At 65.1% G+C, this 14,218-nt stretch carries 17 protein-coding genes; 9 read left to right on the plus strand and 8 right to left on the minus strand.

The features are described 5' to 3' along the window. Nucleotides 1-50 precede the first annotated feature (50 nt). Nucleotides 51-251, minus strand: a complete 201-nt coding sequence (locus ACQCS0_RS00655) for a hypothetical protein (protein WP_282330364.1) — start codon at nucleotides 249-251, stop codon at nucleotides 51-53. A gap of 274 nt (nucleotides 252-525) precedes the next feature. Between ACQCS0_RS00655 and ACQCS0_RS00660 the strand changes: the two genes are divergently transcribed. From ACQCS0_RS00660 to ACQCS0_RS00685, 6 genes are all read left to right on the plus strand, one after another. Next, the gene (locus ACQCS0_RS00660) at nucleotides 526-1,266 is read left to right on the plus strand and encodes a hypothetical protein (RefSeq protein ID WP_354155639.1); all 741 of its coding nucleotides are present in this window, start codon (nucleotides 526-528) and stop codon (nucleotides 1,264-1,266) included. A gap of 102 nt (nucleotides 1,267-1,368) precedes the next feature. Beyond that, the gene (locus tag ACQCS0_RS00665; protein ID WP_354155638.1) at nucleotides 1,369-2,094 is read left to right on the plus strand and encodes a class F sortase; all 726 of its coding nucleotides are present in this window, start codon (nucleotides 1,369-1,371) and stop codon (nucleotides 2,092-2,094) included. Nucleotides 2,095-2,150: 56 nt separating this feature from the next. Continuing rightward, complete coding sequence (locus ACQCS0_RS00670; protein ID WP_354155637.1) at nucleotides 2,151-2,669, plus strand: universal stress protein; 519 nt, start codon at nucleotides 2,151-2,153, stop codon at nucleotides 2,667-2,669. A 333-nt stretch (nucleotides 2,670-3,002) separates the two neighbouring features. Further along, a complete protein-coding gene (locus ACQCS0_RS00675) occupies nucleotides 3,003-3,350 on the plus strand; it encodes a metal-sensitive transcriptional regulator (protein ID WP_354155636.1) in 348 nt (115 codons plus the stop codon). A gap of 62 nt (nucleotides 3,351-3,412) precedes the next feature. After that, nucleotides 3,413-3,643 (plus strand): cation transporter, encoded by a 231-nt coding sequence (locus tag ACQCS0_RS00680; protein WP_354155635.1) that lies wholly within the window; start codon nucleotides 3,413-3,415, stop codon nucleotides 3,641-3,643. Between the two features lie 24 nt (nucleotides 3,644-3,667). Continuing rightward, nucleotides 3,668-6,079 carry a heavy metal translocating P-type ATPase gene (locus ACQCS0_RS00685; protein ID WP_354155634.1) on the plus strand — a complete coding sequence of 804 codons (2,412 nt, stop codon included), beginning with the start codon at nucleotides 3,668-3,670 and terminating at the stop codon, nucleotides 6,077-6,079. Between the two features lie 20 nt (nucleotides 6,080-6,099). Here ACQCS0_RS00685 and ACQCS0_RS00690 read toward each other — a convergent pair whose 3' ends face one another. Next, a complete protein-coding gene (locus ACQCS0_RS00690; protein WP_282330314.1) occupies nucleotides 6,100-6,372 on the minus strand; it encodes a DUF2277 domain-containing protein in 273 nt (90 codons plus the stop codon). 71 nt (nucleotides 6,373-6,443) lie between these two features. On the opposite strand from ACQCS0_RS00690, the gene ACQCS0_RS00695 reads away from it, so the two are divergent. Further along, nucleotides 6,444-6,710: a WXG100 family type VII secretion target gene (locus ACQCS0_RS00695; RefSeq protein ID WP_426939972.1), complete on the plus strand. Its 267-nt coding sequence runs from the start codon at nucleotides 6,444-6,446 to the stop codon at nucleotides 6,708-6,710. Nucleotides 6,711-6,787: 77 nt separating this feature from the next. Here the strand turns inward: ACQCS0_RS00695 and ACQCS0_RS00700 are convergent, their stop codons facing one another. After that, nucleotides 6,788-7,792, minus strand: a complete 1,005-nt coding sequence (locus ACQCS0_RS00700; protein WP_426939973.1) for an EamA family transporter — start codon at nucleotides 7,790-7,792, stop codon at nucleotides 6,788-6,790. A 71-nt stretch (nucleotides 7,793-7,863) separates the two neighbouring features. On the opposite strand from ACQCS0_RS00700, the gene ACQCS0_RS00705 reads away from it, so the two are divergent. Next, a complete protein-coding gene (locus ACQCS0_RS00705; RefSeq protein ID WP_354155631.1) occupies nucleotides 7,864-8,409 on the plus strand; it encodes a CGNR zinc finger domain-containing protein in 546 nt (181 codons plus the stop codon). 78 nt (nucleotides 8,410-8,487) lie between these two features. Here the strand turns inward: ACQCS0_RS00705 and ACQCS0_RS00710 are convergent, their stop codons facing one another. The 4 genes from ACQCS0_RS00710 to ACQCS0_RS00725 all read right to left on the minus strand — a co-directional run bounded on the left by ACQCS0_RS00710 (nucleotide 8,488) and on the right by ACQCS0_RS00725 (nucleotide 11,191). After that, the gene (locus ACQCS0_RS00710; RefSeq protein WP_426939001.1) at nucleotides 8,488-8,859 is read right to left on the minus strand and encodes a hypothetical protein; all 372 of its coding nucleotides are present in this window, start codon (nucleotides 8,857-8,859) and stop codon (nucleotides 8,488-8,490) included. 105 nt (nucleotides 8,860-8,964) lie between these two features. Further along, complete coding sequence (locus ACQCS0_RS00715) at nucleotides 8,965-9,555, minus strand: hypothetical protein (protein WP_354155629.1); 591 nt, start codon at nucleotides 9,553-9,555, stop codon at nucleotides 8,965-8,967. 25 nt (nucleotides 9,556-9,580) lie between these two features. Continuing rightward, nucleotides 9,581-10,933, minus strand: a complete 1,353-nt coding sequence (locus ACQCS0_RS00720; protein ID WP_354155628.1) for an MATE family efflux transporter — start codon at nucleotides 10,931-10,933, stop codon at nucleotides 9,581-9,583. 60 nt (nucleotides 10,934-10,993) lie between these two features. Beyond that, a complete protein-coding gene (locus ACQCS0_RS00725; protein ID WP_426939974.1) occupies nucleotides 10,994-11,191 on the minus strand; it encodes a hypothetical protein in 198 nt (65 codons plus the stop codon). A gap of 22 nt (nucleotides 11,192-11,213) precedes the next feature. Here ACQCS0_RS00725 and ACQCS0_RS00730 point away from each other — a divergent pair, with 22 nt between their 5' ends. After that, the gene (locus tag ACQCS0_RS00730) at nucleotides 11,214-12,182 is read left to right on the plus strand and encodes an acyl-CoA thioesterase (protein WP_426939975.1); all 969 of its coding nucleotides are present in this window, start codon (nucleotides 11,214-11,216) and stop codon (nucleotides 12,180-12,182) included. Between the two features lie 24 nt (nucleotides 12,183-12,206). On the opposite strand, the gene dnaB is transcribed toward ACQCS0_RS00730, so the two are convergent. Then, nucleotides 12,207-13,589 carry a replicative DNA helicase gene (dnaB, locus tag ACQCS0_RS00735; protein ID WP_058930676.1) on the minus strand — a complete coding sequence of 461 codons (1,383 nt, stop codon included), beginning with the start codon at nucleotides 13,587-13,589 and terminating at the stop codon, nucleotides 12,207-12,209. Nucleotides 13,590-14,218: the final 629 nt, after the last annotated feature.

Here is a 14,218-nt window from a genome sequence, read left to right on the forward strand (position 1 = left end):
GGACTGCTCCGGGTGTTAGGGCCCGGAGTGGCCGTGCCGGCGCCGGTGCGTCAGTCGACGAATTCGGACTGCGTCTCGATGAAATCCCAGTCGGCTTCGGTGAGCACAGCCACCGGGGTATCCGGGTGCGGGCCGCCGGCTTCGGCGATGCCCTGCAGCACCGGTAACGGCAGTTCCAGCGCACGGAGGTTTTCCCGCAGCCATTCCTTGGTTTGCAGATTCAGATCCAGCCACCACATGTAGATTTCCATGCCGGTCACGCACCTTTCGTATGCTCCAACGTTAGGCGCCGCCCTGTCCACGTTCAAGGGTGGCTGCACCCAGTAGCGGGCTCCCGTTTCCGCGTACCTACAGGTAACGCCGCAGGTCAAAGGAATAAAAAGACAAGTACCCGCTACCCGCGACCACACCCGTGCGCCGCCCTAGCCTGAATTTACAAGCAAGCTGACCGTGCTGCTGGGGCACTCAGAGTCACCGCTACTCCCCCTCATCATGGTCCGTTTCACACAACCTGGGGAGAAAACAATGAAACGTACCTTAGCAACACTGGGGGTCATGGGGCTGGGGCTGATCAGTCTGACAGCACCGGCCGTGGCTGCTCCTAATATGGTCATCGTCTGCCACGACGGCGCACAAACCGGAACGGGCTGGGACGCACTTCAATTCAATGTGAACGGCCTGAACGGCCACGGCGGGCATCCCACCGACATCATTCCGCCGAATACGTCCATACCAGGAGGGCTGAACTGGACGAACGCGGGAAAGATAACCTACATCGCCAACTGTGCCCCACTGCCTCCGGGTGAGGAACCGCCGGTCTATCCGCCCGTGGACCCGCCCGTCGTCGTGGTTGATCCTCCAGTTGTCGTGGTGGACCCGCCCGTCGTCGTGGTCGATCCACCCGTCGTCGTGGTCGATCCACCCGTCGTCGTAGTTGATCCTCCGGTTGTCGTGATGGACCCGCCCGTGTTGGTCCCGCCGGCCGTGGTGGAGACGCCGGTGGTGGAGTCGTCAGCCGTTGTCCAGACGCCGGTCACAACAGCTACCCCCACCGTGCAGACCCCAGCCGCAGCGGCGACCGTACAGACGCCTGCCGGCACCGGGACAGCAGCTGTCAGCCAGGGCACCAACCAGGGCTTCAACGCGCAGACCTCAGTGGGCGGAGCTGAAAGTGCTCCTACTTGGCTGATGGGCCTGGGCGTGATGCTCGGCGCCGGCGCACTGGTGGCCGTACGCCGCAGGTCCCTGGAACCAAAGGCAGACTAGGCCGCAGCTCGGACTGGGCCGAGCTGACACGCAGGGCGCCCCGCCAACTCAAGGCGGGGCGCCCTTCCTGTAAGCACATTTACCAACGGATTGAGGAGCATCGTGGCAAAGCAAACCGGACGGCACGAAGTGCCGAAACGGCCCCGCGGCTTGAACCGTGGAGACATCGCCATCCTGGCCTGCGGTGTCCTGGGCTTCCTGTCCTTCACGTTCGGTGGACCGCTGCTGGACCAGCATGGGGCCGCATCACCGGGAACCGGCACTGCCGGCTACTCTTCCGGAACCTCGTCGATCCAGCTGCCGTTGCCCTTGGCTGTTTCGGGCCAGGCCGCACCGACCGCATCCGTGCCAGCCGCAGCAGCACCCGTGGCCAGCGGGCCGGTCCTCCCACAGGCTTCGGCCCCGCAGCGGATCGTCTATCCGAAGGCTGCGATGGACACGGCCGTGCATCCGCTGGCTCCGGACAGCACCGCCGTCGAAAGCCAGACGATCGTGCCGCCCACCACCATGGACGGGTATTGGCTGACACCGTTCGGGACTCCCGGCAACGGGTCGGGCAACACCACGTACATCATCGGGCACAGCTGGGAGGGCCGGGACGCCCCTTTCAACCACCTCAGCTCCGCCGCCGCCGTCGGCGACACGTTCGACGTCGTCACCGACACCGGCACCATCCGATACCGCGTGGACAGCGTCACCACTTACGTCAAGGACAGTCTTAAAGACAGCCCCATTTGGGACATGGTGCCCAGCCGCCTGGTCCTGATCAGCTGCTACACGGAAGACCCGTGGGGGAAGAACGTGGTGGTCTCGGCGTCGCCCGCCTGAGGCGTCCGCTTCCGTCGGCCCTGTTCAAGCGCTCCGCGCAGGCACAGAATGGTCCTATGAGTCCCGAACGGTTCAGTGGCCCGCCGCCGTTGCTGGTGGGCGTGCTGCCCCAACAGCATCCGGAGGTGCTGAAGGCGGCCGCATCCCTCGCGGCCAAACTGGCAGCGCCGTTGCTGTGTGCTTATGTTGACGAGGCCAGCTACCTGGTGGAATGGGATCCGACAAGATCCGCGCACCGGCTGTCGCTGCACGCGGATAAGGACGACGACGATATCCGCTCTGTTACTACGGAACTCAGGGGGGTGATTGCCAAAGCCGTGGCCGATGCCGCCGCATCGGGCGCCCCCGTGGATTGGACATTGCGGACCCTCGCCGGGGATCCGGGCCGCGCCCTGGCCCGGCTCGCCGCTGAAAGCAACTCCCCTATGATCATCGTTGGAACGTCGGAGCGGGGCCTGACGCACCGCATCTCCGAACTGCTCAACGGATCAGTGGGACTCTGGCTGACGCATCATCAAAGCCGGCCCGTGTTGGTGGTTCCCTATCGGAGGCCGGCGCATCAGGATGATGCCTAAGCCGGGAGCCCGAACAGGCTCCTGAAGCCGTCGCCCCATCCCTCCGGGGAGGATTTCGGGGGACCGAAATAATAAAGCGAAAGTAGTTATTCGAGGTGGTAGCGGACGGCGGCACTGGCACGTATGCTAGTTTCAATCAGAGGGGTCCGGCCGCAGCGGCTGGTGCCTCTGCCCAAATGCTGCTCCGGAGTGCGTATCCCCCAATAACGCACTCCGGAGCTTTTTTGTGCCCTTTTACGGCCACGGAGACCCCGCACTCGTGTCGCACGCCCCCGACGCTGATACCCCCTGGGGGTACTTGCAATATACCCCCGCCGGGTATAAGTTGGCAGTATGGAACCTTCGCAGGAAACCTTGAGCCCACCTTCCGGCACTGACCCGACGCCTCCGCATGGCTACACCGCGAACAAAGACGCCTACCTTCGCCGGCTCAAGCGGATCGAGGGCCAGGTCCGCGGCATCGCCCGGATGGTGGATGAGGACAAGTACTGCATCGACATCCTGACCCAGGTCGCCGCGGTCACCAAGGCCCTGCACGCCGTGAGCCTTGGACTCGTGGAAGAGCACATCGGCCACTGCGTGGTGGGCGCCGCCGGGGAACCCGATCCTGCCCTTCGCGCTGAAGCCATCGACATCAAAGTCAAGGAGGCTGCAGAGGCTATCGGCCGCCTTCTTCGCTGACCACTGCCACTGACCACCCACTCAGGGCCGGCCACCGCCGGTCCCCTTTCAAGGAGCCAGCCATGAGCACCACCTCCACCACCGTCAACGTGTCCGGAATGACCTGCGGCCACTGCGTTTCGTCCGTCAGCGAGGAGCTTGAATCGCTCGCCGGGGTTGAAACGGTCGACGTCGAACTCAACGCCGGCGGCATTTCCACTGTCACTATCACCTCAAGCCAGCAGCTGTCGCCGTCCGAGATCGGCGAAGCGGTTGCCGAAGCCGGCTACCTGGTTGTAGCCAACGACGCGTAACGCTGACCGATCGGGGGATCCATCATGAGCACAGACCATCTCCATCATCACCCACAAAGCCGGGTGGTTGAACTGGACATTGAGGGCATGACCTGCGCCTCCTGCGTGAACCGCGTGGAAAAGAAACTGGGCAAGCTCGACGGCGTCGAAGCCTCCGTCAACCTCCCGCTGGAATCGGCCCACGTCACCGTCCCGGCCGGCATCACGGACCAGCAAATAGTGGACACCGTCAACGCCACAGGCTACAAAGCAAAGGTACGCCTCCCGCGCTACCCGAGCCAAAGTGCCGGCCACGAGCACCACGATCACGAAACGGAACACGACCACAGCGGCGACACGAGAGACATGCGGCAGCGTGCGTCTAAGCGAGGCACGAGCGAGCACGCCGAGCATGTGTCTCATGGCGTCGCGTCAGGCGACCACACAGACCACATGTCCCACGGCCCGGCCTCCTCGCAGCTACGGCCGCGCCTGATCGTGGCCGCGGTGCTCACCGTCCCCGTTCTCGCGATTTCGATGGTTCCGGCACTGCAGTTTCCCAACTGGGGCTGGGTAGCCGGGGTCCTGGCGCTTCCGGTGGTCAGCTGGGCGGCCTGGCCCTTCCACCGCGCTGCAGCCATCAATGCGCGCCACCTGGCGTCCACCATGGACACGCTTGTCTCGATTGGCATCGCAGCCGCCTACCTGTTCAGCGTGTGGCAACTCGCTGTGGATCCCGCCATGACTGAACATCCGGCCATGGTCGGAATGGAGTCCGCAGGCCTCTACTTCGAAGTGGCCGCCGTGGTCACCACCTTCCTGCTCCTCGGCCGGTTCCTCGAAGCCAACGCCAAGCAGAAGGCCGGCGACGCCCTCAAGGCGTTGCTGAACCTCGGCGCCAAGGACGCCACCATCCTTCACAAGGGCTCCGAGCATAAAGTCCCCGCCGATCAGCTCCGTGTGGGAGACGTGGTGGTGGTGCGCCCCGGCGAAAAGATCGCCACGGACGGAGAGGTGATCGACGGCATTTCAGCTGTTGACGCGTCCCTGCTAACCGGCGAATCCGTCCCGGTGGAGGTGGAGCCAGGCAGCAAAGTCACGGGCGCCACCATCAACACTTCCGGCCGGCTGCTCGTCCGGGCCACCCGTGTGGGCTCCGAAACCACGCTGGCACAGATGGCCCGGTTGGTCTCGCAGGCACAAACCGGCAAGGCTCCCATTGCACGCCTCGCCGACCGCATCAGCGCCGTCTTTGTCCCCATAGTCCTTTCCCTCGCGGTGCTCACCTTTGCGCTGTGGCTCGCGTTCAACGGACCGGTGATTGAACCTGCCGAGCTCAGGGCAGCTTTTACCGCAGCAGTCACCGTCCTGGTCATCGCTTGTCCGTGCGCGCTGGGGCTGGCCACTCCCGTGGGGCTGCTCACCGGAACGGGCCGGGGCGCCCAGCTGGGCATCCTGATCAAGGGCCCGCAGGTCCTGGAAGACACCCGCACGGTGGACACCATCCTGCTCGACAAGACCGGCACCGTCACTACAGGAAAACTCGCCGTGGGCAGTACCCTGGCCTTTGACGGCCACCAGGGCAGGGACGTGCTGCGGCTCGCCGGCGCCGTCGAAGCGGCATCCGAGCACCCGATCGCACACGCCATCGCGGCCGCCGCCCTCGAGGCGCAAACCGGGCACGACGACGGCGCGCGACTCCCCGCCGTCGAACACTTCCGTTCTGCACCCGGCGGCGGAGTGGTGGGAACCGTGGAAGGGCGCGTGATCTTGGCGGGCCGCACGGGCTGGCTTACGGAGAACGGCGTCCGCCCTTCCGGCGCGCAGATGGAGGCGCTGGCCACCGCAGAAGCCACCGGCGCCACGGCCATCTGGGTGGCAGTGGACGGCACCCCGGCCGGAATCATCAGCCTCCGGGACACTGTGAAACCGGGATCCGCGGAAGCGGTGGCAAAGCTGAAGGAGTTCGGGTTGCGCCCCATTCTGCTGACCGGGGATAACGCCGCGGCGGCTGCACAAGTCGCTGCCGCCGTCGGGATTTCCCCTGACGATGTCTATGCCGGCGTCCTGCCTGCCGGGAAGGTCGAGGCAGTCCGGCGGCTTCAGGCGGGCGGGGCCATCGTGGCGATGGCCGGCGACGGCGTGAATGACGCCGCCGCGCTGGCGCAGGCGGACCTGGGCATCGCCATGGGATCCGGTACCGATGTGGCCATCGAGGCGGCGGACCTCACCGTCATGGGCAACGACCTGGGACAGGTGGCACAGGCCATCGAATTGTCCCGGCGGACGCTGGCCACCATCAAGACCAACCTGTTCTGGGCGTTCTTCTATAACGCCATCGGCATTCCTGTGGCCGCCCTGGGCCTGTTGAACCCGATGCTCGCCGGTGCAGCGATGGCGGCGAGTTCCGTCCTGGTGGTGGCCAACTCGCTCCGGTTGCGCAGCTTCGGCAGGTAGGTCCTCAGGATGATATGTCCTCAGACGGTGCCGAAACGCACGGCCGCACGGGCCCGCGCTTTGGCGGCCTCCTCGTCCCGGCGCTTGGCAGGCGCGTGGGTGACCAGCGAATCCAGCAGGTGTTGGGTGATGTGGGCGATCTCGTGTACCGCCGCTTCGAAGGCGTCTTCGTTGGCCTTGGATGGCTTGGTGCTGCCACTGACCTTGCGCACATACTGCAGTGCGGCGGCATTCACCTCTTCAGAGGTGGCGTGCGGTTCGTAGTTGTGGAGGGTTCGTATATTCCGGCACATATGCCCATGCTAGGCTCTGGAACGCCTCGGATCGACCCCCCCCCCCCCCCCCAGCCCTGCATGGGCAAGCGGTGCCCATCGACAGTGTTTTGGGGCCGGGACAGCTCAGGACCCTTGGCAGCAGGCTGCAGGCCGGTGCCGGCGAGATCGAGCAGCAGCGGTCCAACCTCTCCCGCGTGCTGGACAGCATCAACTGGGAAGGCCCGGACGCCACCCACTTCCGTGGCGAATGGTCAGGCACGCACACCGCGGCGCTGAACCAGGTCATCCAGGCGCTGAAGGATGCCGGCCAGAAAGCCACCAAGAACGCCAACGAGCAGGACCAGGCTTCACGCTAACCGCAGAAGCTCTGACGAGGGGCCCGGACACAGCACAGTGTCCGGGCCTCCGCGGCATTTAACAGGTGCATCGGCACTCAGGGCACAGGTTCGACGTCGTTCGCGTGGTCCAGCAGGGCGGGCGTCCCGGTAACAGCTGCGGCCGTTCCGGAGCGCAGCTCGTCCAGCCGGACCAGGACCACGCCGCCCACAATGAGGGCGCCGCCCAGGAGTTGGATGGCGCCGGGAAGCTCACCCAGAAGCAGCCAGGCCCAGATCACGGCGAACAGCACCTCTGTCAGCGAGACGAAGGAGGCCACCTTGGAGCCAAGCGCGCGGGCAGCGATAATGCCGGACACGTACGCCAGGACCGTTGCCATGATGATCAGGCCACCCAGGGAGACCCACCAGGGCGTGATCCAGGGGCCCAGCCTGGTATCCGCGGTGCTGAAGACCATGGGAAGCAGTCCCGTGGCGGCCGCCAGCCACATACCGGCCGCCCCCACCAGCAGCCCTGCGGACGCCAGGACGATGGGCGGCAGGGAATCATTTTCCTTGGCCGTGATGAAGAAGTAGATGGCAAGGCATACGGCAGCGGCCATCCCCCACAGGACTCCGACGATGTCGATCTTGACCGTTCCGGTGAGGTCCAGCACCAGGATCAGGCCGCCGAGCGAGAGCACTGTTCCGCCGAAGGTCAACGCCCGTGGACGCTTCTTGCTCGCTCCCCACAGCCAAAGCACGATGAGGACGGGAGCCAGGTATTCAAGCAACAGCGCTACGCCCACGGAGAGGCGGGCTACGGCATTGAAGTAGAACAGCTGGCACGCGGCCACACCTATCAGGCCGAAAAGACCGATGGTGACCCAGTTGTCACGCAGCTGGTACCACCGGCCACGCAAGGCCAGAATCGCAGGAATTGCGAGAATCAGCGCAGCACCGGTCAGGCGGGCTGCCACGGCAGCGCCCGGGGACCACCCGGTTTCCAGGAGCGCTTTGGCGAAGGAGCCAGAGAGCCCGAAGACGGCAGAAGAGAACAACGCGATTCCAAGACCGGAGCCAAGGAATCCGCCCGCGGGTGCGGGGTTAGGGGCGGCAGTCACCGACGCCTCCTGTCAGGAGTAAAGTGGGGTAATGGTCCTGACATTACGCCCGCTCCCAGTAAGGAGTCAAGATGGTCTTTGCCCCTGACACCGAAATAGCCCTGCGCACCGTGGTCAACCTGATCAACACGGCCGCCAACGGACGCGAATTACTCGCCACGGTCGCGGAGCTGGATGGCTTCCTCCACTCCGAAGGGTTCAGTGGATCCCGCGACGGCGATGCGGCGGAGCTGTCGAGTGTCCACGAACTGCGCGGGCAGCTAGCCGCACTCTGGACTGCAGACGAAGACTCGGCTGTGGCGGGCGTCAACCGCCTTCTGCGCGAGGCCAACGCACTCCCCCAGCTGATGAAGCACGATGAGTGGGACTGGCATCTGCACGCCACCGCCAGGGACGCACCGCTGGCGGAGCGAATGGGCACCGAAGCTGCCATGGCTCTGGCGGACGTCATCCGGAGCAAGGAAATGGACCGCATGCTGGTGTGCGAGGCCGAGGACTGCGATGCCGTGGTCCTGGACCTCAGCCGCAACCGGTCGAAACGGTATTGCGACACCGGGAACTGTGCCAACCGAGCACACGTGGCAGCGTACCGGGCGCGGCAGGCGACGGTCCACTGAGCCAGCGGGGGGACCTGGGGCAGGACCGCGCCGCGAGGAGCCCGTGCGCGGGCAGCCAGCCTATGAGCGGTCGGTGCGCTAGGAGTGGCTGGAGCCGGGGCTCTCGGCGTCCGGAGCCTCAGAGGCGCCGCCGGCCTGGCTTGAGTCGTGTCCCCCGAATCCATGCAACGGCTTCCGCGCTGAACTCAGGTTGATGCCCGATCCCTTGCCCAGGTGCTCGGAGTTCTCTTTGTGGCTCATGGCCAGCATGGCCGCTATCACCAACGTGACGATGAACGCAATGCCGGCGCCCGTGAAGGCGAGGTCGAACCGAGAGGTCTTCGAACTGCCGCCGGAGGCGAAGATCAGCACCGCGACGAAGGCGAGGACGGCCCAGAACGCAGAGAACATCAGCGGCCCCTTCACCGAGGTCCGCAGATTGCGCGGTTTTCCTGGTTTCTGGTCTGCCAAGGTAGTTCCTCTCCTACAGCCACGCCGAAGGGCTTGCTGGTTCGAATGTGTGCGGGGTTGTTCCGGGCGCGTTTTCTACGCCGGGTAGAACCTTTCACTTCTAGTTTACGGCTTCCCGGGGGCGGCCCGGGAATCGTGCCTTAGCGTCAGCCCGGACAGGACCCAGAGCACACCGGAGATGATGGCTCCGCCGCCGGTGACGCCAAGCAGGGCATGGGCTCCGAGACTGATGAAGAAAGGCAGGATCGCCGCGGTACCAAGCCCGACGATGCCCGAGGCCAGCCAGTCACGGGCCAGCACGTGCCGGCCGCGATATCGGAGGCCGCAGTACAGCTCCACCGCTCCGGCCAGGCCAAGTCCCGCCGCGGCGACAACGCCGAAGACGCGGTCCCCGTGCAGCAGCGCCAAGGCAACGCCTGCGCCGGCCAGGGTCGCCCCGGCGGCGGAGAGGATTTTGCCAGGCATGCCGTCACGCGCGTAGCCGGTCTTCGGGATGGCCCAGAGGACCAGCAGTCCCGTGACCAGCAGATAGAGCCCGCCTGACCAGCCCATGACCTGCACCGATGGTCCGGCCCAGAAAATAGTCACGGCCCCGAAGACAAGTGCGGCCAAGGCCCGGAGCAATACCGGCTTCCACAGGTCTGCCTGCTGTGCGGTGCCGGCGGGAGCATCTGTGGGTGTCAGTGGTTGGTTCACCGGTCCAGTTTAGTGGCCGCCGGCCCTATGGCGAACCCAGCACCATCCAGCGGTCCGAGCGGGCACGCAGGCCCAGCGTCAGCGCCCGGGCGGCCATGTAGCCCAGCGCAAAAGAGGCCCAGAGCCAACCCAGGCCTGCAGCGGCGGACATGCCGGAGACAGCAACGGCCACCAGCATAGGCACGTAGACGGCGAGGTTGGCCACGCCTGCCAGTGCCAGATACTTGGCGTCGCCGGCGCCGATTAGCACGCCATCCAGGACAAAGACAAAACCCGCAATCGGCTGGCCGGCGGCAAGGATCCACAGGGCGTACGTCAGGACGGCCTGGACGCCGGCGTCTGATGTGAACAGCGCCCCGGCCCATGGCGCAGCGACCGCCAGCAGGGCACCTGTGACCACGCCGAATCCGGCACCCCAGCGGATCATTGTCTGGGTCAGCTGCCGCACCCTGACGGGATTGGACGCACCCAGTTCCTTGCCGATCAGGGCCTGGGCGGCGATAGCGAGGGCATCCAGGGCAAAAGCGAGGAAGGAGAAAATGGTCATGGCCAGCTGGTGCGCGGCAAGGTTGACGGCACCTTGCCCCGTGACCACAAAAACCGTGGCCAGGATGGCTACGCGCAGGCTCAGTGTGCGGAGCATGAGCCACGAACCGACGCGGGTCATCGCGCGGATACCGCTCCAGTCGGGCCACAGGCTGATGCCATGCCGGGCAGCATTTCGCTGGACCATCAGCAGGTAGACGGCCGCCATGGCCCATTGCGCCACACTGGTGCCTGCCGCCGAGCCCGCAACGGACCAGTCCAGCCCGTAGACCAGCCATAGGTTAAGGACAATATTCAAGGCAAAGCCTGCGGTGGCCACGAGCAGCGGTGTCCTGGTGTCCTGCAATCCGCGGAGGACACCGGTGCCCGCGAAGATGAGCAGCATGGCCACCAGGCCAGGCATCGACCAGCGGACATAGTCAACAGCAAATGAGCGCACATCACCCTCTGCCCCCATCAGGGACACCAGCGGTTCAGCGGCCCAAAAACCGGCCACCGCCAGGACTATGCCCAGCAGAAGAGCCAGCCAGACGCCGTCGCGCCCTGCCGCAAGCGCCTTGCCCAACTGGCCGTGTCCCATCGCGCGGGCCACCGCCGGGGTGGTGGAGTAAGCGAGAAATACCATCAGTCCGACGGCGGTGTGCAACACCGCGGAGGCAAGCCCCACGCCGGCCAGCTGGGCCACGCCGAGATGGCCCACAATGGCCGAATCCGCGAGCAGGAACAGCGGTTCGGCGATCAGTGCGCCGAATGCCGGCACGGCGAGCCGCAGGATTTCCCGGGCATGGCTGGCAGGACGCTGCACGGCGGCGGGGGCGGATTGACTGGGCACAGCTTCAGCCTAACGGCAGGCATCGACCACCTGGCGGCCCTGCTTCCGCGACGCCGGCTGTCATGACAAAGGACACAAGGCGGCGGCGCTTCCGGCCTGGTTGCCCATGCGCCCATAGGGGTCAGGGCTTGCAATCTTGGTGAAGGCCCCGCCGCGGTAGGCCAACATGCCGTCTTCACATCCCACCACCACGGTTTCCTCACCGGCAACCGCCTCGCCATGCACGCCGGGGTACTCCTCGCTGCGGAGCCTGAACACTGCGGCTCAGTATGATCGCAGCATGACTGACACCGCAGCCAACACCGTAACCCTCCGCTTCCTGGCCGCCCCCACGGATGTGGGCCACAGCGGTTCGGTGGATGCGGGGACCGTCCTCGAATGGGTGGACAAGGCCGCGTACGCTGCCGCCGTGGGCTGGGCCAAGTCCTACTGCGTCACCGCTTACGTGGGCAACATCCACTTCGCGGACCCGGTGAACAGCGGCGACATGGTGGAGGTGGAAGCCACCATCGTCTACACCGGACGCTCCTCCATGCACATCCGGACCGTCGTCTCATCAAGCGATCCCAAGGGCGGGCCGGCCACAATGCGCAGCCAGTGCATGGTGATCTTTGTGGCGGTCGGCGACGACGGCAAGCCGGTCCCGGTCAAGCAGTTCGAACCGGCCACGACAGCGGAGATCGAACAGCGGGACCACGCCCTGGCGCGGATCAACGTCCGTGAACGCATCGTCGAAGCCATGAACGCCCAGGAATATACCGCCGCCGGGACCGCCGAAGGCGTGACGCTGCGGTTCATGGCGGCCCCCACGGACGTGAACTGGGGCGGGAAGGTGCACGGCGGAATCGTGATGAAGTGGATCGACGAAGCCGCCTACGTCTGCGCGTCCCGCTACTGCGCCTTGGACACCGTGGCGGTCTTCTCCGGTGGCGTGCGCTTCTACCGGCCCCTGCTGATCGGCCACGTAGTGGAGGTCGAGGCCAGGCTGGTTTACACCGGGACCAAAGGCATGCACATCGCCGTACATGTGCGCTCCGGAGATCCGAAGGGCAAGGAACTGAACCTCACCACATATTGCCTTACGGTGATGGTGGCACGCGACGCGGCCGGCAACTCGGTCCCCGTCCCCAGCTGGGTGCCGATCTCGGCAGAAGATACACGGCTGCATGCCCACGCCCGCGAACTGCTCGAAATCCGTGGTACCGCACCGGGGAACCGGCTGCCCAACCACCTGCTGGGGCAGGGCTGAGCCAGCCAGCCCTGCCAGAGGGTCCTAGAAGCCGCTGCCGCCGGCGTCGGCCGCCATGTTGGCAAAGCGCGAGTAGTGACCCTGGAATGCCACCACGATGTCCTTGGTGGGGCCGTTACGGTGCTTGGCAATCAGGATGTCCGCCTCGCCCGCACGGGGGGATTCCTTGTCATAGACGTCTTCGCGGTGCAGCAGGATAACCATGTCCGCATCCTGCTCGATGGAGCCGGATTCACGGAGGTCAGAGACCATGGGCCGCTTATCCTGGCGCTGTTCGGAGCCGCGGTTGAGCTGAGATAGGGCGATGACGGGGACCTGGAGTTCCTTGGCCAGGAGCTTGAGAGCACGCGAGAACTCGGAGACTTCCTGCTGGCGTGACTCCACTTTCTTGCCGGAGCTCATGAGCTGCAGGTAGTCCAGGATCACGAGCTTCAGGTCATGCTGCTGCTTGAGGCGGCGGCACTTGGCCCTGATCTCCATCAGCGACATGTTCGGGCTGTCATCGATGAACAGCGGGGCATCATTCATCCGGCCCATGGTGGTGGCGATCTTGGACCACTGTTCGTCCTTGATCGTGCCCTTGCGAAGATCCTGCAGACCGATGGTTGCTTCGGCGGACAACAGGCGCATGGCAATTTCGTTCCGGCCCATTTCGAGCGAAAACATAACCGTGGCCAGGTTGTTCTTGATGGCCGCCGAGCGGGCGAAGTCCAGGGCGAACGTGGACTTACCAACTGCCGGGCGTGCGGCGATGACGATCATCTGTCCGGGGTGCAGCCCGTGGGTGAGTTCGTCGAGTTCGTAGAACCCTGTGGGCACACCGGTCATGCCTTCCCCGCGGTGTCCGGACGCTTCGATCTCGTCCACCGTGGCTTCCATGACGTCCTTGAGGACCACGTAGTCCTCTGCCGTGCGCCGCTCCGCCACAGCGTAAACCTCGGCCTGCGCCTGGTTGACCAGGTCCTCCACCTCGCCGTCGGAGCCGTATCCGAGCTGGACGATCTTGGTGCCCGCGTTGACCAGCCGCCGCAGAATGGCGCGCTCTGCCACGATCTCGGCGTAGTAGCCGGCATTGGCGGCCGTGGGGACGGTCTGGATGAGCTCATGCAGGTAGGCGGGCCCGCCGATCCTGTTGATCTCCGCGCGCTTGGTCAGTTCGTCCGAGACGGTAACGGCATCTGCAGGCTCGCCGCGGCCGTAGAGGTCGATGATCGCCTCGTAGATGGTCTCGTGCGCAGGCCGGTAAAAATCCTGGCCTCGGAGGATTTCCACAACGTCCGCGATGGCATCCTTGGACAACATCATGCCGCCGAGGACGGACTGCTCGGCGGGGATGTCTTGTGGCGGTTTACGGCTGCCTTCTGATCCGCGGGTACCCTCGATCGAGTCCAGGTGCGTTACTGACAAAGCTGCCGTCCTCCATAGTGTGCCGCGTCATAATGCGGCGAGTAAGTCATTTACCTGCCGGGCGCCATCCTGCGGGAGCTCCACGGGACGGCATGCGTTCAGGTCTATCAGCGGCCACCGACAATGAATCCCGACGGCCCCATTGAAATCTGTGCAAAGCGGAGTCTGCGCAGCGCGGGGGAGAGTTATCCCCATGTTCCACAAGTTATCCACAGCATGTGCTGCAGCGGCCGGGCCGACGGCCTCCACTGCGACGGCAGCATAGCTCCGCGACGGCGTCACAGCGCCCCAAAAGCAGGTATCCCGCAACGGTAGCCGCCCCCGCCCCAGCGGCCAAGCCCACAAGCCCGGAGGCCTGTGGATAACCTGTGCACTAACAGGCATAGCTTGTGCACAGCCTGTGGGTGAACCTGTGGAAACAAAAAAATTTTCGCTGGATACAAGCGTCTGAACTGGGAAAACGTCTTTTGAGGATGTGGACGAAATTCTTTTTTCCCCAACCTTCATCCACAGCTTTCAGCGCGGCGCTGTTGAAAGTTCCGCCCTTCCGGGCGCCTCGGCCGCCGGTTCATGCCCTATTGGTGATGCTGCACACGCCTCCCGGCATATTTTGACGCCGTAGCGAATCG

This window comes from Pseudarthrobacter sp. S6 (assembly GCF_050156575.1).
Taxonomy (GTDB): Bacteria; Actinomycetota; Actinomycetes; order Actinomycetales; family Micrococcaceae; genus Arthrobacter.